The sequence below is a fragment of the Caloramator fervidus genome (assembly GCF_900108045.1).
Lineage (GTDB): Bacteria > Bacillota > Clostridia > Clostridiales > Caloramatoraceae > Caloramator > Caloramator fervidus.
Genome location: NZ_FNUK01000003.1, coordinates 27,177 through 45,940, shown reverse-complemented (window position 1 = coordinate 45,940; position 18,764 = coordinate 27,177). Strand labels below are relative to the sequence as shown.

Below are 18,764 nucleotides of genomic sequence, written 5' to 3'. Positions count from 1 at the left end.
AGATAATAAAAAGCAGTGATTTTTTTTTATTTGAGGTGGTGAAGTTGAAAAGGGTTCTAGTTGTGTTTTCAATTATTATAATGATTATGGTTGGTGTAACACTAGGGTCATTTTATTATATGCACAATAAAATTTATATGCCTTCTCCATCTGAGTTTTTAAAAAGTGGACAAGAATCTAAACTAAATTTTAGTGAAGAAAAAGGGGTTTTTAATATTCTTCTTATTGGAGTAGATAGAAGAGACGAGAAAGATATAGGAAGAACTGACTCTATAATTTTAGCTAATATAAATACATCTTCAAAAACTGTAAAACTTATCTCCTTTATGAGGGATTTATATGTTCCAATACCAGGATATGGTCTAAATAGGATAAATACAGCTTATAGTCTAGGAGGACCTGAACTTTTGATGAAAACTTTATATCAGGATTTTAACGTAGATGTTAAGTATTATGTTTTGGTAGATTTTAGGGCTTTTCAGGATATTGTTGATAAATTAGGGGGTATAGAGGTTGAAGTTAAAGATTATGAGGTAAATGAGATTAATAAATATATTATAGAAGTAAATGGGGCTAATTCTACTTTGATAAAAGGTCCTGGTTATCAAAAACTTAATGGACAGCAGGCTTTATCTTATAGCAGAATAAGAAAAGTTGGAAATGGGGATTTTGAAAGAACGGAACGACAAAGAAGAGTTTTAACTATTCTTATAAACAAATTAAGAAATGTAAGCATATTTAAAATTCCAGATTTGGCAGCTACTATGTTGAATTATGTAAAGACTAATATACCTACTACTAATTTGTTAAATTTAGCATATACTGTATATAAATTTGGTAATACTCCTGTTGAAACTATTAGAATTCCTGCTGATGGAATGTTTGAAGATGTTAGAGTAAATGGAATGGCGGTTTTAGTTCCTGATCTAGAAAAAAATGTTGTTTATTTAGAAAAATTTTTATCAATGCAGGGTGCTGCTTTTTCTAATTTACCTGCTTACATGGCAAATAATTTCCATTTTAATGACGTAGCAATAGATAATAGGGGAAAAAGACGTAATATAATAAAAATTGAGATTCCTAAAGAGAATTTAGATGATGACTTAAATTTAATTAATACAAAGAAAAATAACAAAAAAATCATAGTTCCCTCAGAGTAAGGCACCAATGTATGGTGCCTTTTATATTACAGCATCTAATATTTTAAGGTTGGTTTCTTGATTGACTTTTACTTCATTTGATATTATATAAGATAATGGATTATATGGTTTACATTCTCCTGATATATCAAGGCCTATTATTTTAAATTTGGACTTGATGTATTTTAAGATAAACAATAACTCATCTAATTTCATTTTACCTTGATCCCAATTCGTAATTGCATACTTTTGGTCTAAAACATCTTTATCTATGCTTATATATACATTTGACTTTACAGTTTTGTTTATTAAATTTATAGAGTTATTTATAAAGTCTTTATTATATTCTATGCAGTATATCTTATTAGATTTTGATTGATAACTTATCTTGGAAACTCCAAGGATAATAATAGATGATATGTTTTTTAGGTAGGAGGCTTGGTTAATCCATGAACCGCAGCTTATTGTTCCATAAGGAACTTCACTGTAATCACAATGATTATCAAATACGATTAATGAAAATTCATAAGGTATATTTGATATTATAGAATAGGTTAAGTGATGGAAGTCACCAGATCCTAAAAAATTTATATTATTTATTATAGAAGAGACTTTCTTGCTAATTTTTTTAATGGTTTCCATTGATGAGAACATTCTAAGACCTGTTATGTTAGTAAAATCTATAATCTTATTAGCTCTTGATATTATTGCGTTTTCATATAATAGGGTATTGTCGCAGTTAATAATAGAGACGCCATTTAAATTCTTCATCAGAACCCCCTCCTAATGAAGAATTAAACAGCTTGAAATTTGATTATTTAAAATTTATTATATTAATATGATAATATGAAAATATTGTGAATATTTAATAGGAATTTGGAGGTTTTTATGACAGGAAGAATTTTAATTATTGAAGATTCGATGTTTCATGGAAAAGTCCTCAGTGATATGTTAATAGAAAACAAATACCAAGTCAAGTGGGTAAGAAGTGGGGAAGAGGTTTTAAGTGAAAGCTTAGATAATTACGATTTAGTTTTAATAGATCTTATTTTGCCTGGAATTGATGGATATAGTTTGTGTGAAATATTAAAAAAGGAATATCCCTATTTGCCTATTATTGCAATCACTTCTATAACCGAAGAAGAATCTGTTTCAAAGGCTTTAAGTTTAGGGGCAGATGATTATATTAAAAAACCTTTTTCTTTAGTAGAACTTTTAGCAAGAATAAATGTTCAATTAAGAACCAGAAGATTACAGCTAGAGCTTATTAAAAAAAATAATGAGTTAAAAATAGCATATGATAAGATAAAAAAGATGGCAATTACAGATATGTTAACTGGTGCATACAACAGAGCTTATTTAAGGGAATATGTTGAAAATTTATTACAAAGCAGTTCTTTTGTTGATATAAATTGTTTTTTAATAGATATAGATAATTTTAAAAAAATAAATGATACTTATGGACATTTAATAGGAGATGAGATTTTAAAAAGACTTGTAGATATATGCAAAAGAAATATAAAAGATAATGGAATTATTATAAGATTTGGTGGGGAAGAGTTTTTAGGTATAATATATAAAGAAGCTGATGCATATAAAATCGCAGAAAATATAAGAGATGAATGCCAAAAAGATTGTTCTTTTGGTTTTGTCTGGACTGTTAGCATAGGATTAAGCAAAGGTATAATTACTAGTGAAAAGGATATTGAATTTATAATAAAAAAAGCTGATGATATGCTTTATGAAGCTAAAAAAAGTGGCAAAAATAAAGTAAAAGAGGGCTAAAGCCCTCTTTTATATTGTATTGCTGCAGCCTAATACATTTCTGATTTTATCTTTAACTACGAGTTTTATAGCTTCTCTTGCTGCACCTAAGTATTTTCTAGGATCTATTTCTTCAGGTTTTGTTGCAAGCACTTCACGAATTGTAGCAGTCATAGCAAGTCTTAAATCTGTATCCATGTTTATTTTACAAATTCCCATAGAAGCTGCTTTTCTTAACATATCAACAGGAATCCCTTGAGCTCCTTGAAGCTTTCCACCATATTTATTACATTTTTCAACAAATTCTGGCATTACTGAAGATGCTCCATGTAACACTAATGGGAATCCAGGAAGTTTCTTTTGAATAGCTTCTAATCTTTCAAAATCAAGTTTTGCTTCTCCTTTAAATTTATAAGCTCCATGGCTTGTTCCTATTGCTACAGCTAGTGAATCTACTCCTGTTTTTTGAACGAATTCATAGGCTTCATCAGGATCTGTAAAGGTAGCTTCTCTTGCTGAAACTTTAACTTCATCTTCTATTCCAGCAAGTTTTCCAAGTTCAGCTTCAACTACAACTCCTTTTGAATGGGCATATTCAACAACTTCTCTTGTGATTCTTATGTTTTCTTCTAAAGGATATTTAGATGCATCGATCATAACAGATGTAAATCCAAGGTCAATACATGTTTTGCATATTTCAAAATTTTCGCCATGGTCTAAGTGTAGAGCAATTGGAAGGCCAGAATCCTCTACTGCTGCTTCAACCATTTTAACAAGATATTTAGGATTTGCATATTTTAGTGCACTTGCTGAAACTTGTAAAATTACTGGAGCTTTTTCTTCTTTTGCAGCTTCGATAATACCTTGAATTATTTCCATGTTGTTGATGTTAAATGCTCCTATTGCGTAACCACCTTCATAAGCCTTTTTAAACATTTCTTTAGTTGTAACAAGTGGCATAGTAAATCCTCCTTAACATTTGTGTTATACTATAATTATATTACTTACATATAAATTATAACACAAAAAACAAAAAAAGTATACTAAAATTAGGGACAAATTAAGTCCCGCATGGACATTTTATGTCTAGTTTAATTATATACTATTTTGAAGGAAATTCAAGTTTAGTTATATAATATTTTCAATTTTTAATTTTTCAATTTCGGAAATATGGATTAAATAATGTTCTAATATTGCTAAACTAGCCATAGCTTGAGTTTTATCTTGATGTTTTATAAATTCCATGCTTTGTCTTAAATACATAGTTATATTATCTATCTCATTATGATTTATAAAAACGGCCCACATTTGTTTTTTAGATTCCCAGTTTTTATTTAATTCTTTTATGTTTTCATATGCATCTTGCCAGTTTGTACTTTCAACTGCTTTTTTGGTTTTTGTTAAGTTTTCTACAAAAATTTTAGTATCTTTTTCAAATAGATTTATTTCAAAAATTCCAGTTAGTATTATTAAGATTAATGTTAAGAAGTTAATTACAAGAACTAATTTTCCGCTATTCAATATATCATCTCCTTTGTATAAATAATTGTCCTTTTGTATCAAGCATAGCTATAAAAACGTCTTCGTATTTTTCTATGTTATTTAATTTAAGTTGTTGTTTTAGCCAATTTTCATCATAACCTGATATTTCTAGGTTCTTTTTTTGTAGTTTTCCATCAAGTATTAAACTAATAGGTAATTTTTCAGGAGGAGATACAATATTAAGGTCTTTTTTAGTTAGTGGAGCTTTGTCTGGCTTTGGAATTATACTGAGTTTTCCATTTGTTTCAAGTATGGCATATTGGATGTCGTTTATGTTAAAGTAATTAAGAAGCCTAAGCTCTTCAAATAGGTCATCTAGATTAAATCTTTGTCTTCTAAGTTCTTCTTCAAGAACTTTTCCATCTTTAATCAGTATGCTTGGTTCCCCACACACTATTTTTCTTATAAATTGAAATTTTAATGATAGATATGATATTGTAACTTCAAGGATCATTAATGTTAATATTGGTATTATACCATTTATAAGAGGAACTCCAGGTTCTTGCATTGGTATAGCAGCAAGCTCAGATAGCATAATAGCAATAACAAGTTCAAAGGGTTGTAATTCACCTATTTGTCTTTTTCCCATTATTCTCATTACAGTTACTACAAATATGTATAGTATTATTGTTCTTATAAAAACTATCATATACTTCACCTCATTTTTATTATTTGAAGATAATTAATTTTTAATTACTTGAGTAATAATTTAATAAGGTTTATAATTTTCTTAGATATTTTTTAGAAAGGGATAGAAGTATGAAGACAAGATTAGAGAAATTTGAAATGAAATATGGATATTTTTTACCAAATGATTTTAAGCGATTTATCAAAAAATTTGGGGGAGACGTTCAATTTGGAAGTTGTAGGTTTGAGTATGTAGAAAACATGGTAAATAATTTATTAAGAATTCCTGGAAAAATGAATTTTCATTTATTCCCCTTTGGGGATGTAGGAAATGGAGATTATTATTGTTTTTATAAATATGGTCCTAAAGTGGAGGATTACTTTGTTGGAATTTGGCTTCATGAAACAAGAAATTTTATAATCCTTGCATCTGATTTTATATCTTTTATGTATAAATGTGCTTTAGATGATATAATGTCTGTAAATTTAATTCAGGATGATTTTGATTATGGAATTACTTCTGAAGAAATATTAAGCCGGGTAAATATATTAAGTAAAGAATATGGATTTAATGTAGAAAAGATTAAGCAAGTTCAAAATGAAGTTGATTATCATAAGTTTATGATAGAGTATGATGAAAAATCTATTCAAAGTTTATGTTATTTAGGAAGATATTACATCAATGAAAATACAAAAGAAGCTAAGCTTTATCTAGAAAAAGTAATAGACATTTTCCCATATTATACAGCTCCTTATTATATTTTAGGCCAATATTATTTGTTAAAAGGAAATGATTTTAAAGATTATTTCAAAAAAGGATTAAATACATCTTTAGATTTAACTGGTTTTAGTTATTGGGAAGAGGATTACATAGAAATTCCTGAGGATGTTCATAGAGAAATGTTATTATACCTTGAAGATGAATTTAAAGATCCTTATGATGCAGAATATAGGCTTTATCTTGCAAGAAAATATTCAAAACAAGGCGAATATGAAAAAGCCATGATAGAATATAACAATGTTTTATATTGCACAGAGGATAAGGATATAATAAAAGAAACTTTAAAAAGTGCACATAAAGATTCATTACAGGGAGGATTATTATATTTATCTAAAATTATTGAAAATGACCTAAAATATTTTTAGCAAGGAAGGGATACCTATGAAGGAAGTAAGAGTTAGAATAGCTCCAAGTCCTACAGGAAATTTCCATGTTGGGACCGCCAGAAATGCCTTATATAATTATATATTTGCAAAACAAAACGAGGGAAAATTTATTTTAAGGATAGATGATACAGACTTTAAAAGAAATAGCAAAGAAGCAGAAGAGGGTATATATGAAGGATTAAAGTGGTTAGGTTTATATTGGGATGAAGGTCCAGATATAGGAGGTCCTTATGGCCCTTATAGGCAATCTGAAAGATTAGATATTTATCAAAAGTATGTTGATTATTTAATAGAAAAAGGATATGCATATTATTGTTTTTGTTCAGAGGAAGATCTAGAAAAAGAAAGAAAGGAACAAATAGCTAATAAAAAAGCTCCAAAATATTCAGGAAAATGCAGAAGTTTATCAAAGGAGGAAGTAAATAAAAAATTAAATAAGGGTTTAAAACCAGTTGTAAGGTTTAAAGTTCCAGATAGAATTATAACTTTTAATGATGGAGTAAGGGGAAGGTTACAATGGGATGGAAGTCTTATAGGGGATTTTGTAATTAGAAAATCAGATGGACTGCCAACTTATAATTTTGCAACGGCGATAGATGACTGGCAGATGAGGATATCCCATGTTTTAAGAAGTCAAGAACATATACCAAATACCTTTTTACAGGTTTTAATTTTAGAGGCATTAGGCTGCGAAATACCTGAGTATGTTCATCTTCCACTTCTTTTAAATGAAGATAAATCAAAAATTTCAAAAAGAGATGGAGCTTTATTCATAGGTGAATACAGGGACATGGGGTATTTAAAAGAAGCAGTTTTGAATTTTATTGCACTTTTAGGATGGAATCCTAAAGATGGGGAAGAAATATTGTCTATAGAGGATATGATAGATAAGTTTTCTTTTGAAAGAATTAACAATTCCAATATAGTATTTGATTTTAAAAAGTTAGATTGGTTTAATGGGGTATATATAAGAAAAAAAAGCGTTGAAGAACTTGTTTTGCTTGTTCTTCCATTTTTAAGAACAACTGACTATTTTGTTGAAAATGAGGAAAATTATAATAAATTAGTTAAAATAATAAAAGTTGAACAAGAAAGATTAAAGAGATTAGATGAAGTTAAAGATTCTTTTAAAATGTTTTTTAAGGAGCCTGAATATGATGCTAATTTAATAATGGAAAATGTTAAAGTTGATTTAAAAGAAATGATTTATCTACTGGATGAATCTATAAAAGAACTAGAGGTTCAAAACGAATGGAATGCTCAAGAGCTTGAGAAGGTGATGAGGGCTTTTTGTGATAGAATAGGTGTTAAAACAAAGATTTTGTTTATGTTGTTGAGGATTGCAGAAACTGGATCTAAAATTTCACCTCCACTTTTTGATACATTTGAAATAATAGGCAAAGAATCTACTTTAAAAAGATTAACAAGCTGTAAGAATTATTTAGAAACAATACTTTAAGAGTTGAATATAATAATATTACACGCAAAACTGTGGAGGTGAATATAATGACAGAGAACTTTCAAAAGAGAAAATTAGAGGATATATTAAAAGAAGAACTTAAAAAAGAGATTATTCCATTAGCAGTTGTTAATGGAAGTTATACTGAATTAAGCGAATTTGTTTGTAAAGATTCAATTATAAGGCCGGTAACTTTAAAAGAGACTGCAGGAGTTAGAACTTATGTAAGAAGTTTAAGTTTTCTTTTGATTAAAGCTGTTTATGATTTATTTCCTAATGCACGAGTTACTATTGAACATTCCCTTAATAAGGCTTTGTATTGTGAAATTCACATGGATAAAAAATTGGATAATGAAATTGTAAATAAAATAAAATCAAGGATGAAACAATTAGTAGATAAGGATATACCCTTTGAAAAAATAAAAGTAAAAAAGGATGAGGGGATAAAGATATTTGAAAAGTTAAATATGAAGGATAAAATAAGACTTTTTAAATTTATAAATAAGGATTTTGTTGAGCTTAGAAAGTGTGAAAACTTATATGATTTCTTTTATGGTCCTTTAGTTCCTTCTACAGGGTATTTAAAACTTTTTGATTTAATCTTATATGAACCAGGGATTTTAATAACTTATCCTAATGAAAAAAGTCCAGATAAAATTTTTGAGTTTAAAGATGTTCCAAAGCTCTCTAAGATATTTAGAGAAACTGAGGAGTGGGCAAAGATTTTAGATGTTGCAGATGTAGGAGCTTTAAATGAAAAAGTTTTTAATGGAGAAATAAAGGATATAGTTTTAGTTTCGGAAGCTTTACATGAAAAAAAGCTTGCTTATATTGCAGATATGATTTATGAAAATAGGGATAAAATAAAAATCGTTTTAATAGCAGGACCTTCTTCGTCAGGAAAGACTACTTTTTCAAAAAGACTTTCTATACAGCTTAGGATACATGGATTTAAGCCATATCCTATTTCATTGGATGATTATTTTGTAAACAGAGAAGATACTCCAAAGGATGAAAATGGTGAATATGATTTTGAATCTATTTATGCTTTAGATATAGAATTATTTAACAAGCACTTACACATGCTTTTAGAAGGAAAAGAAATTGAGCTACCAAGATATGATTTTATTTCTGGCAAAAGAGTAAATTCAGGTAAAAAGCTTAAAATGGATGATGAAACTATATTAATTATAGAAGGAATTCATGGCCTTAATGAATTGTTAACAAAATCAATTCCTAGGGAAAATAAGTTTAAAATATATATTAGTGCGTTAACTCAATTAAATTTAGATGATCATAATAGAATACCTACAACAGATGTAAGGCTTTTAAGAAGAATTGTAAGGGATGCAAAATATAGAGGAAAGAGTCCTGAAGACACTATAATATCTTGGCCAAAAGTAAGATCTGGTGAAGAAATTTATATTTTCCCTTATCAAGAAGAGGCTGATGTAATGTTTAATTCTACTTTAGCCTATGAAATGTGTATATTAAAAAAATATGCTTATGAGCATTTAAAAAAGATTCCAAAGGAAAGTCCAGCATATTTAGAAGCATATAGACTATTGATGTTTTTAGAATATTTCCTTGAAGCAAATGGAGATATAGAGGAGTTAATTCCTAAAAATTCTATCATAAGGGAATTTATTGGCGGAAGCTGCTTTGAATAATTATAATAGGGGGAATTTGATGAAATTTGATATACGAAGGTCTTTTAAGAGATTAATTTTTATTTTACTTGGATGTTTTATTTCAGCTGTTGGAATAAATGCTTTTATAGTTCCGCATAAACTTTTAAGCGGAGGAGTTTCAGGTTTAGCTATAATAACTCAGTATTTAACTGGTATTCCTTCTGGTTACTTAGTATTATTATTTAATATTCCAATTTTTTTGTATGGAATTAAAGAGTTAGAGTATGATTTTATTTTTTTCAGTGTAGTAGGAGTTTTACTCCTGTCCTTTTTTTTGATTTTAACTAAAGATTTAACAAGTGCCTTAAATATTAAGGATATTTTATTATCCTCCATATATGGAGGTGTATTAAATGGAATAGGGTTAGGAATTGTTTTGAAAAATAAAGGCTCAATGGGTGGAATTGACATAGTTGCGGTAGCTTTAAAGAAAAGATTAGGAGTTAATATTTCTACTGTATCTTTTATTATAAACTTGTTTGTGGTGTTGTTAGGAAGCATTATAAGTAGCTTAGAAGCTGGTTTATACACATTAATTTCTATGTTTATATCTTCTAGAGTTTTAGAATATGTTTTACAAGGTTTTGACAGGAAGAAAATGATTATGATAGTAACGGATAAACCAGAAGATATATCCACAAGAATATTTAAAGAATTAGGGCGAGGAGTTACTTTTTTATATGGAGAAGGTGCTTATACAGGACACAATAAAAAAGTGATATACTGTATAATTACTTTAAATCAGCTTATAAAGATAAAAACTATTGTTTTTGATATTGACCCTGGGGCATTTTTGACTATAATTGATGTTGCGGAGGTTCAAGGAAAAGGCTTTAAAAATATTTACTAAAGAAGGGGTGTTTAAATGAAACTTTATGGAGTTTTTGATATTTTAGGACCAGTCATGATAGGACCATCAAGTTCCCACACAGCAGGAGCCGCAAGGTTAGGTAAGGTTGCAAGCAAGATAGCTGGAGATGATTTTTACAAAGTAGAATTTTATTTACATGGCTCTTTTGCAAAAACATATAAAGGACATGGAACTGATAGAGCTTTGGTTGCAGGAGTATTAGGTATGGATCCAGATGATGAAAGGCTTAGAAATTCATTAGAAATAGCAAAAGAAAAAGGTATAGAAGTAATTTTTATTCCAACTGATTTAGGAGATCAACATCCTAATACAGTAAAATTTGTTTTTTATAAAAAGGATGGAAAAAATGTTGAGGTTATGGGATCATCTATAGGTGGAGGTAACATTTTAATAACTGAAATAGAAGGAGAAAAAGTAGAGTTTACAGGAGAATATCCTACTATAATTGCAAAATATAATGATAGAAAGGGTATGTTAGCAGATATTTCAAAGTTTATATTAGAAAAGGATATTAATATCGCTAATATGAAGGTAACAAGAAATTTACAAATGATTACAACAGCTATTATTGAATTAGATGCAAAGGTTGATGATGAAATGGTAGAAAAGATTAGAAATATAAAGGATATGCTTAATGTAATAGTTATAAATCCAGTATAAGAGGAGGAAATTTTATGTATACAAAAGGAAGCGATTTAATAAAAATTGCAAAAGAAAAAAACAAAAGAATATGTGATGTTGTTTTAGATTATGAAAGTGAAAGAACAGGAAAAAGTAAGAAAGAAATATTTGAACAGATGAGAAGTGTTTTAAAAGTTATGATAGATTCAGCAAATCGTGGACTTGAAAAAGAAGTTATTTCAATAAGTGGACTTATAGGAGGAAATGCTAAAAAGGTAGAAGATTATGTAAAAAATAAAAAGACTATTTCAGGTAATATAATAAATAAAGCTATGGCAAGGGCATTATCAGTATCTGAAGTTAATGCTTCAATGGGCAAAATAGTTGCAGCTCCAACTGCAGGTTCTGCAGGAATTTTACCAGCAGTTATCATAACTGCTGCTGAAGTTTTAAATAAAAATGAAGATGAAATGGTTGAAGCTCTTTTTACAGCTTCTGGCATTGGACAAATTATAGCTAAAAATGCTACAGTATCAGGAGCTGAAGGTGGTTGCCAAGCTGAGTGTGGTTCTGCAGCAGCAATGGCGGCAGCTGCTGTAGTTGAAATGGCTGGTGGGACACCAGAGCAAGCTTTACATGCAGCAGCTATAGCTATTCAAAATATTTTAGGATTAGTATGTGATCCTGTTGCTGGTTTAGTTGAAGCTCCTTGTTATTTAAGAAATTCATCAGGAGCCGTAAATGCTTTAACATCTGCAGATTTAGCATTAGCTGGTATAAAGAGTATAATTCCTTTCGATGAAGTTGTTGATGCTATGTATAAAGTTGGAAAATCATTACCTTTTGAACTTAGAGAAACTGCATTAGGAGGAATTGCTGCAACTCCTACAGGGCAAAAATTTATGAAAGAAATATTTGGAGAATAAGGCATGGTCAACCATGCCTTTTTAAATTAATGAAAAACTCAATATTATTATTATATATGATGCAAGAAGTATAGCTCCTTCAATCCAATAGGTTTTTCCGTCTTGGAATACGAAAAATGCCAGACCTATTGATATAATTAATATGATAAGCTCATAAAAGTTATAAACTAAAGTTAAAGGTAGTTTAAGCATAAAAGCTATTATTACAATTGTAGGAAGCGTAAAAAGAAGTAGTTGCATACTTGAGCCTATTGATATTTCAATGGATAAATTTATTTTATCTTTAAGGGCTGTATATATAGCAGTTATATACTCAGATACATTTCCTACTAAAGGCATTATAATAACTCCTAAAAGCTTTTCAGGAATTTTATAATTTGCAATTATCTTGTCAACAAGATTGACAAAGATTTCGCTTAAAATATAAATGCTGATTAATAGGATTATTATTAAGATAATATTTGGTTTTGCTTGATTTTCATTGTAATCATCTTCAGATTGAATATAAAATAGATTTTTATGAGTTACCAATGAAAATACAAGGCCTAAAATGTATGTTAGTAATAAAACTGTTGCGGTTAAAAAGCTAAATAAATATAGTTTTTCATTTCCTAATTTTCCTTGATATGATATTGTAGAAGCTATTATGAAACTACTTAATGCTAAGAATAAAAGGGAGAAATTTGTTCTTGCTATTATTTTGTTGAATTTTTGTTCTTTATATTTAATACCTCCAAATAGTATGCTAAGACCTAGAACAAGTAGCATATTTCCGATTATTGAACCCAAAAGACCAACTTTTACAAGATTTATCATATTACTTTTTAAAGCAAATATACTTATAAAAAGTTCAGGAAGATTTCCAGACGTTGAACTTATAAATCCTCCAAGTTTATCTCCTATAAGTTGTGAAAGTAGACTTATTTCTTTGCTAATTTTAATTGATAGGATTATTAAAATTATAAAAACAAAAAATAAATTAAAGATGTGAATATTTTTTATTATAAAAGTCATAGACATCACCATTTATATTACTAAAAAGTGTGCCATTTTGGCACACCTTTATTTTTTATTTAATTCTTCTTCAATATATTCTTTGTCTATTTCATCATATTCATCATGAAAATTTTCTTCGTTTTTATTTCTAAATTTAATAAGTTCTTCATCCAAATCTAATAAAAGATCATATGGAATCCAAGCAATCATGCATTTTTTCATAGATTAACACCTTCTTTAAAGTTTTCGCAATATATTTCAAAATAGCTTTTTGGGAAGTTGCACAATGGACATCTTTCAGGAGCTTCATAATCTTCATGTATATAACCACAATTTCTGCAATGCCATTTTACCTTTATATTTCTTTTGAATATTTTACCATTTTTTAGGTTTTCTAGGATAGCTTTAAATCTTTCTTTGTGATATTCTTCGGTTTCAGCAAGTTCTTTATAGAAATTAGCTATTTCCTCAAATCCTTCTTGACGGGCTGTTTTCTCAAATTCTTTATACATTTTTTCACTTTCATAGGCTTCCCCCATTGCAGCATTTAAAAGGTTTTCAGCTGTTGTTTTATTGTCTTTTAGAAAATCATTGAAAACTCTTCTTGCATGGGCTTTTTCATTTTCAGCAGTTTCATAAAATATTGCAGCAATAAATTCAAAACCTTCTTCCTTTGCTTTTTCTGCATAAAAAGTATATTTGTTTCTAGCTCTAGATTCTCCAGCAAAGGTTTTTAAAAGGTTTTGTTCAGTTTTGCTTCCTTTTATATTCATAAGATCACTCCTTAGAGAACTTACAGTAACATAATATGCTTAAGATTAATTTTTGACACAAAAAAAGAGCCTTTCGGCTCTTAAAATTTCTTAAATTTTATTTTACATACCATAAGATATGATAAAGCTATCATAAATATACAGGATAAAATAGTATGAGGATAATATGAAGCTATTATATTGTCTAAAGCTACAAAAAATCCAGCAAATGTGATTGGGACCCCTATAAAATAATTATTAAAAGGAGTTACATTAAATCTTGCCAATCTATAAGCTCCAGCTATTGGGAAAATTATAGATATTATATACCCTATAATTCCTAAGTTTATTAAAAAACTACTCCATGAAAGTATTGCTGGTGCAACTCCAAAGGAGATTAAATCGCAAAGAGAATCAAGTTCTTTTCCTAATGGCGATGCAGCATTAAAATGCCTTGCTATACGTCCATCATATCTATCCATAAGGGCTGCCATTATGATTAATGTTGCAGATAGTATATAATTAGAATTTAAAGTAAATATTATTGAAAGCATTCCAAATGTTAGATTTAAGAAAGTAAAAATATTTGGGATTATATTTTTATTTATTTTTGCATTCATTTTATCACTCCTATAACTGTTAAACCACCTTTGACGGTATCTCCAATTTTTACTTTTATTTCAGTATCTATGGGCATTATTATTTCTGTGCAGGAACCAAATTTTATAAGCCCAAATCTTTCGCCCTGTTTTAGGGTATCTCCAATTTTACTCCAACAAACTATTCTTCTTGCTACAAACCCTGTAATTTGACTTACTAAAACTTTTGTATATTCGTTTTCTATTCCTATTATATTTTTTTCATTTATTTCTGATGCATGACTTTTAAAAGCAGGTAAGTATTTCCCGGGTCTATATTTTTTATAGGTTACTTTACCGGATATTGGACTTCTATTAACATGGATATTAAATAAAGATAAGAATATGCTAACTTTTATAGCTTTTGATTTAAAAAACTCATTTTCTTCGATTTCACAAATATCGATTACTTTTCCATCAGCTGGAGATAAAAAACTTTTTTCATCAAAAGGTATAGTTCTTTCAGGGTCCCTAAAGAAGAACAAAACAAAAGCTAATAGAATTAACATTAAAATAGCTATGTATTTGTTTAAAAAATAAAAAATAATTGATAAGAAGGATAGAATAAGTGCATAAGGTAAACATTCACTCCTTATAGGTATTTTCATAATCACGTCTCCTTTTTTATTTCTTTTTATAGTAATTATATAAAATTTACAGCGCTTTTACAATATTTGAATTATAAATTTAATCAAGGGAAAACTATTAACTAGGAGGTGAAATTTATGAAAGTAAAGGATCTTATGACTACAAATGTATCTTATGTTACGCCTAATACTCCAGTTATAGAAATAGCAAAAATTATGAAGGAAAAAAATATAGGTTCTGTTCCGGTTGTTGATGGAGATAAAGTAGTTGGAATTGTAACAGATAGAGATATTGTGTTAAGGGATGTTGCTATGGGAAAAGATTTTAACAATGCTTTAGCTAAGGATGTTATGACTGTTGGTGTAACTACTGCAAATCCTAATATGGATGTTCATGATGCTGCAAGGCTTATGGCTGAAAAACAAGTTAGAAGATTGCCTGTTGTAGAAAATGGAAGATTAGTTGGAATGCTTGCAATTGGGGATTTGGCTGTTGAATCTAAATTAGTAGATGATGCGGGAGAGGCATTAAGTGATATTTCAAAACCCACCCATAATATGTATTAATAGTTCCTGCAGTTGCAGGAACTATTAATTTGCAGTAAAATATAAAAAGTTGGGGGGATTTACATGAAGAAGGCTTTTTTAATTTATAATCCATATTCAGGTAATAGAACTTTTAGATTAAAGTTAGATCAAGTAATTAACAAACTGCAATCAGGTGGTTATGTTGTTACTCCATATAGGACTATGTCAGTAGATGATATTTATAAGTGTATTAAATATGCTTATGATCATGATATTGTTATTGTTTCTGGAGGAGATGGAACAATAAATCATGTTATAAATTCTATGCTTAAAGCAGGTTTAAATAAACCAATTGGAATAATCCCTTCTGGAACAGCAAATGATTTTGCAGGATATTTAGGTATAGGAAAGAAAGTTTCTGATGCTTGTGAAATTATTATTAGGGGTAATTTAACAAAATTTGATTTAGGAAAGATAAATGATAGATATTTTATAAACGTTGCAGCTGCGGGACTTTTGACGGATGTTTCTCAAAAGATAGATATTAATTTAAAAAATACTTTAGGCAAGGTAGCCTACTATCTTAAAGGGATAGAACAAATACCCAATTTTAGACCTATTCCTGTAAGAATTATAACTGAAAAAAAAGTAATTGAAGAAAATATTTATTTATTTACTATATTAAATGGTTCTTCTGCAGGAGGTTTTAGATTAGCTCCAGATGCAACTGCTAATGATGGTTATCTTAATTTAATTGCTGTAAAACAATGTAATATAGTTGAGTTATTTAATTTATTTATAAAAATGCTTAAGGGAGAGCATCTTAATGATGAAAATATTATTTATTTAAAGGAAAAAAGATTTCAAATTGAATGTTTAGAAAACATAGAAACAGATATTGATGGTGAAAAAGGACCTGATTTTCCATTAAATATTTGTGTTTCAGATCAAAAAGTAATCATATTTACTCCCTAAATATTTTTTTTATTAGTAAATATCCTAAATATAAAAGTGTGATTCCAAGTAATATGTAAGTTGTGTATTCTTTTATTAAGGTTTTTAAAAACTTTAGATTTTCTCCTGCTATTTTGCCTGCTATAAAAAACATAGAGTTGTGAAGGATTGTTGAAATTGCTATTGATAATAATGATAATTTAATGTCAATTTTAAATAATCCTGCTCCTATTATTATTATTGAGTTAATGCCTGGAATAAATTTACCTATAACTAAAAGAAATGGTCCTATTTTTTTATACCATTTTTCAAATTTTTCAAGGGAGTGTAAATTGAATAACTTTTTAAAATAATAGGAATTTACAATGATGTTTGAAAAATTATAACTTATGTACAACAAAAGATAACTGCTTAAGAATGTAGAAATTATAGTCAATGATAATATCACATATCCGTTTATTATGTTTAAATAAGATAGATAGCCCAAAAGGGCTATTAAAGAATCTCCAGGATAAGGAGGAAAGAATATTTGTAGGAAACTATTTAAAATAGAAAAAATATAAGCAATAGAAGGATTATTTTTTAGATAAGATAAAATTTTAAATATTTCTATATTCATTTTATCATCTCCTTTTTGGTGGTATAAGGCATTTTTTGTCAAATCCTATTAGGTCAGTTCTTTTAGCTTTTATTAAAGCTTTATATACTAAGTCGTAATTTTTTGGGTCTTTAAATTGTAAAAGAGCTCTTTGCATTTTCTTTTCTTCTGGATCTTTAGGAACATAAATTTTTTCACCAGTTAAGGGATTTATTCCAGTATAATAAATTGTTGTTGATAAACTTCCTGGAGTAGGATAAAAGTCTTGAACTTGTTCTGGATTATATCCCATATCTCTAATATATTCTGCAAGCTCTATTGCTGCTTTTAAATCACTTCCTGGATGGCTTGACATAAGGTATGGAACAAGATATTGTTTTAATCCAAATTTTTTATTTAAGTCAAAGTATTTTTTAACAAACTTATCATATAGTTTTCTTGGAGGTTTACCCATTACTTTTAAAACTTTATCGCAAACATGTTCCGGAGCAACTTTTAATTGACCGCTTATATGATTTTTAATAACTTCTATGAGGAATTTATCGTTTTTGTCTAAAAGGACATAGTCATATCTAATTCCAGATCTTATAAAAACTTTTTTTACTTTAGGTAATTTTCTTATTTCTCTTAAAATATTAAGATATTCATCATGGTTAACTTCTAAATTAGGACATGGAGTTGGGAATAGGCATTGTCTGTTTTTACATACACCCTCTTTAAGCTGTTTTTTACATGAAGGATTTCTAAAATTAGCTGTAGGGCCTCCTACGTCATGGATATATCCTTTAAAATTAGGAAGATTTATAAGCTTTTTTGCTTCTTCAATTATAGATTCTTTACTTCTTTTTTGAATTATTCTTCCTTGATGAAAATGAAGAGCGCAAAAGGAACATCCTCCAAAGCATCCTCTATGAGATACTATACTGAATTCTACTTCCTTTAAAGCAGGAACCCCGCCATATTTTTTATAAATGGGATGATAAGTTCTTGTATATGGTAATGAATATATAAAGTCCATCTCTTCTACTGTTAATGGTTTTGCAGGAGGGTTTTGAACAACATAAAGATTACCATGTTTTTGAACAAGGGTTTTACCTTTTATAGGGTCTTGCTCTTGATATTGAATTTTAAAGGCTTCAGCATATTTTAATTTGTCTTTTGAAACCTCTTCGAAACTAGGGATTTCTATATAGTCTGTTAAGTTTGAAATATCCTTTGTTACGTAACAAGTTCCGTTTATGTTTTTAATTTCCGTTATTTTTTTTCCGTAAGATATTAAGTTAGCAATTTCCAATATTTGTTTTTCACCCATGCCATAAACTAAAAGATCAGCATTGCTGTCAAGAAGTATTGAACGTCTTACTTTATCGTCCCAATAGTCATAATGGGCAAAACGCCTTAGACTAACTTCAATTCCTCCAATTATTATAGGAACATCTTTAAAATATTCCCTAAGTTTATTGCAATAAACTATAACAGCTCTATCTGGTCTAAGGTTTGCTTTACCGCCTGGAGAATATACATCTTCGCTTCTTCTTTTTTTGTTTACGGTATAGTGATTTACCATAGAATCTATATTTCCAGATGAAACTAGAAAAGCTATTTTAGGTTTTCCAAGCTTGATAAAATCATCTGCTGTTTTCCAGTTTGGTTGGGATATTATGCCTACTTTAAATCCTAAGCTTTCAAGAAGACGAGTTATAATTGCATGCCCAAAGGATGGATGATCTACATAAGCATCTCCGGTTACAAAAATAAAATCTAGTTCATTCCATCCTCTTTTTTTCATATCTTCCTTACATATTGGTAAGAAACTCAATCTGATCACCTCTTAAATAGTGATAACAATATTATTTTAAACGATTTTTAATAAATTAAAAGGTATTAAAACTATAATTTTACAA

At 28.6% G+C, this 18,764-nt stretch carries 21 protein-coding genes; 10 read left to right on the top strand and 11 right to left on the bottom strand.

The annotated features are described in order from the left end of the window. Positions 1-44: 44 nt before the first annotated feature. Positions 45-1,160, top strand: a complete 1,116-nt coding sequence (locus C4R78_RS01965; protein WP_159945768.1) for an LCP family protein — start codon at positions 45-47, stop codon at positions 1,158-1,160. Positions 1,161-1,181: 21 nt separating this feature from the next. Here C4R78_RS01965 and C4R78_RS01960 read toward each other — a convergent pair whose 3' ends face one another. Then, positions 1,182-1,910, bottom strand: a complete 729-nt coding sequence (locus C4R78_RS01960; protein WP_103895419.1) for an arginase family protein — start codon at positions 1,908-1,910, stop codon at positions 1,182-1,184. Positions 1,911-2,027: 117 nt separating this feature from the next. Between C4R78_RS01960 and C4R78_RS01955 the strand changes: the two genes are divergently transcribed. After that, positions 2,028-2,924, top strand: a complete 897-nt coding sequence (locus C4R78_RS01955; RefSeq protein ID WP_103895418.1) for a diguanylate cyclase — start codon at positions 2,028-2,030, stop codon at positions 2,922-2,924. Positions 2,925-2,933: 9 nt separating this feature from the next. On the opposite strand, the gene fba is transcribed toward C4R78_RS01955, so the two are convergent. The 3 genes from fba to C4R78_RS01940 form a co-directional block, all read right to left on the bottom strand. Then, positions 2,934-3,863 (bottom strand): class II fructose-1,6-bisphosphate aldolase, encoded by a 930-nt coding sequence (fba, locus tag C4R78_RS01950; RefSeq protein ID WP_103895417.1) that lies wholly within the window; start codon positions 3,861-3,863, stop codon positions 2,934-2,936. A gap of 168 nt (positions 3,864-4,031) precedes the next feature. Continuing rightward, a complete protein-coding gene (locus C4R78_RS01945) occupies positions 4,032-4,424 on the bottom strand; it encodes a DUF4363 family protein (protein ID WP_159945767.1) in 393 nt (130 codons plus the stop codon). A gap of 4 nt (positions 4,425-4,428) precedes the next feature. Further along, positions 4,429-5,094, bottom strand: a complete 666-nt coding sequence (locus C4R78_RS01940) for a YetF domain-containing protein (protein ID WP_103895415.1) — start codon at positions 5,092-5,094, stop codon at positions 4,429-4,431. A 110-nt stretch (positions 5,095-5,204) separates the two neighbouring features. On the opposite strand from C4R78_RS01940, the gene C4R78_RS01935 reads away from it, so the two are divergent. Genes C4R78_RS01935 through sdaAA form a run of 6 tightly spaced genes read left to right on the top strand, consistent with a single transcriptional unit; the run spans position 5,205 to position 11,807 of the window. Then, positions 5,205-6,218, top strand: a complete 1,014-nt coding sequence (locus C4R78_RS01935) for an SMI1/KNR4 family protein (protein WP_103895414.1) — start codon at positions 5,205-5,207, stop codon at positions 6,216-6,218. 16 nt (positions 6,219-6,234) lie between these two features. Beyond that, positions 6,235-7,698 carry a glutamate--tRNA ligase gene (gltX, locus tag C4R78_RS01930; RefSeq protein ID WP_103895413.1) on the top strand — a complete coding sequence of 488 codons (1,464 nt, stop codon included), beginning with the start codon at positions 6,235-6,237 and terminating at the stop codon, positions 7,696-7,698. Between the two features lie 47 nt (positions 7,699-7,745). Next, positions 7,746-9,368, top strand: coding sequence for a nucleoside kinase (locus C4R78_RS01925; RefSeq protein WP_103895412.1), 1,623 nt, complete (start codon positions 7,746-7,748; stop codon positions 9,366-9,368). Between the two features lie 19 nt (positions 9,369-9,387). Then, positions 9,388-10,239 carry a YitT family protein gene (locus C4R78_RS01920; protein WP_103895411.1) on the top strand — a complete coding sequence of 284 codons (852 nt, stop codon included), beginning with the start codon at positions 9,388-9,390 and terminating at the stop codon, positions 10,237-10,239. A gap of 15 nt (positions 10,240-10,254) precedes the next feature. Then, positions 10,255-10,920, top strand: coding sequence for an L-serine ammonia-lyase, iron-sulfur-dependent subunit beta (gene sdaAB / locus C4R78_RS01915; protein WP_103895410.1), 666 nt, complete (start codon positions 10,255-10,257; stop codon positions 10,918-10,920). Positions 10,921-10,934: 14 nt separating this feature from the next. Next, positions 10,935-11,807 carry an L-serine ammonia-lyase, iron-sulfur-dependent, subunit alpha gene (gene sdaAA, locus C4R78_RS01910; RefSeq protein ID WP_103895409.1) on the top strand — a complete coding sequence of 291 codons (873 nt, stop codon included), beginning with the start codon at positions 10,935-10,937 and terminating at the stop codon, positions 11,805-11,807. 21 nt (positions 11,808-11,828) lie between these two features. On the opposite strand, the gene cax is transcribed toward sdaAA, so the two are convergent. The 5 genes from cax to C4R78_RS01890 all read right to left on the bottom strand — a co-directional run bounded on the left by cax (position 11,829) and on the right by C4R78_RS01890 (position 14,801). Next, positions 11,829-12,821, bottom strand: coding sequence for a calcium/proton exchanger (gene cax / locus C4R78_RS01905; protein ID WP_159945766.1), 993 nt, complete (start codon positions 12,819-12,821; stop codon positions 11,829-11,831). Positions 12,822-12,869: 48 nt separating this feature from the next. Further along, entirely contained in the window at positions 12,870-13,025 is a 156-nt protein-coding gene (locus C4R78_RS09370; protein WP_159945765.1) for a hypothetical protein, read from the bottom strand. Beyond that, on the bottom strand, positions 13,022-13,576 hold the full coding sequence (gene rbr / locus C4R78_RS01900) for a rubrerythrin (protein ID WP_103895407.1): 555 nt from the start codon (positions 13,574-13,576) through the stop codon (positions 13,022-13,024). Before rbr ends, C4R78_RS09370 begins: the two co-directional genes overlap by 4 nt. An 80-nt stretch (positions 13,577-13,656) precedes the next feature. Then, positions 13,657-14,175, bottom strand: coding sequence for a CDP-diacylglycerol--serine O-phosphatidyltransferase (gene pssA, locus C4R78_RS01895; RefSeq protein WP_103895406.1), 519 nt, complete (start codon positions 14,173-14,175; stop codon positions 13,657-13,659). Continuing rightward, entirely contained in the window at positions 14,172-14,801 is a 630-nt protein-coding gene (locus C4R78_RS01890; RefSeq protein WP_103895405.1) for a phosphatidylserine decarboxylase family protein, read from the bottom strand. Before C4R78_RS01890 ends, pssA begins: the two co-directional genes overlap by 4 nt. Positions 14,802-14,918: 117 nt before the next feature. Here C4R78_RS01890 and C4R78_RS01885 point away from each other — a divergent pair, with 117 nt between their 5' ends. Further along, the gene (locus C4R78_RS01885; RefSeq protein WP_103895404.1) at positions 14,919-15,347 is read left to right on the top strand and encodes a CBS domain-containing protein; all 429 of its coding nucleotides are present in this window, start codon (positions 14,919-14,921) and stop codon (positions 15,345-15,347) included. A gap of 63 nt (positions 15,348-15,410) precedes the next feature. Beyond that, on the top strand, positions 15,411-16,283 hold the full coding sequence (locus tag C4R78_RS01880; protein ID WP_103895403.1) for a YegS/Rv2252/BmrU family lipid kinase: 873 nt from the start codon (positions 15,411-15,413) through the stop codon (positions 16,281-16,283). Here the strand turns inward: C4R78_RS01880 and C4R78_RS01875 are convergent. After that, positions 16,273-16,881 (bottom strand): DedA family protein, encoded by a 609-nt coding sequence (locus tag C4R78_RS01875; RefSeq protein WP_103895402.1) that lies wholly within the window; start codon positions 16,879-16,881, stop codon positions 16,273-16,275. The two genes, C4R78_RS01880 and C4R78_RS01875, sit on opposite strands and share 11 nt — an antisense overlap. A gap of 4 nt (positions 16,882-16,885) precedes the next feature. Then, positions 16,886-18,679: a YgiQ family radical SAM protein gene (locus C4R78_RS01870; RefSeq protein WP_423236629.1), complete on the bottom strand. Its 1,794-nt coding sequence runs from the start codon at positions 18,677-18,679 to the stop codon at positions 16,886-16,888. Positions 18,680-18,764 lie beyond the last annotated feature (85 nt).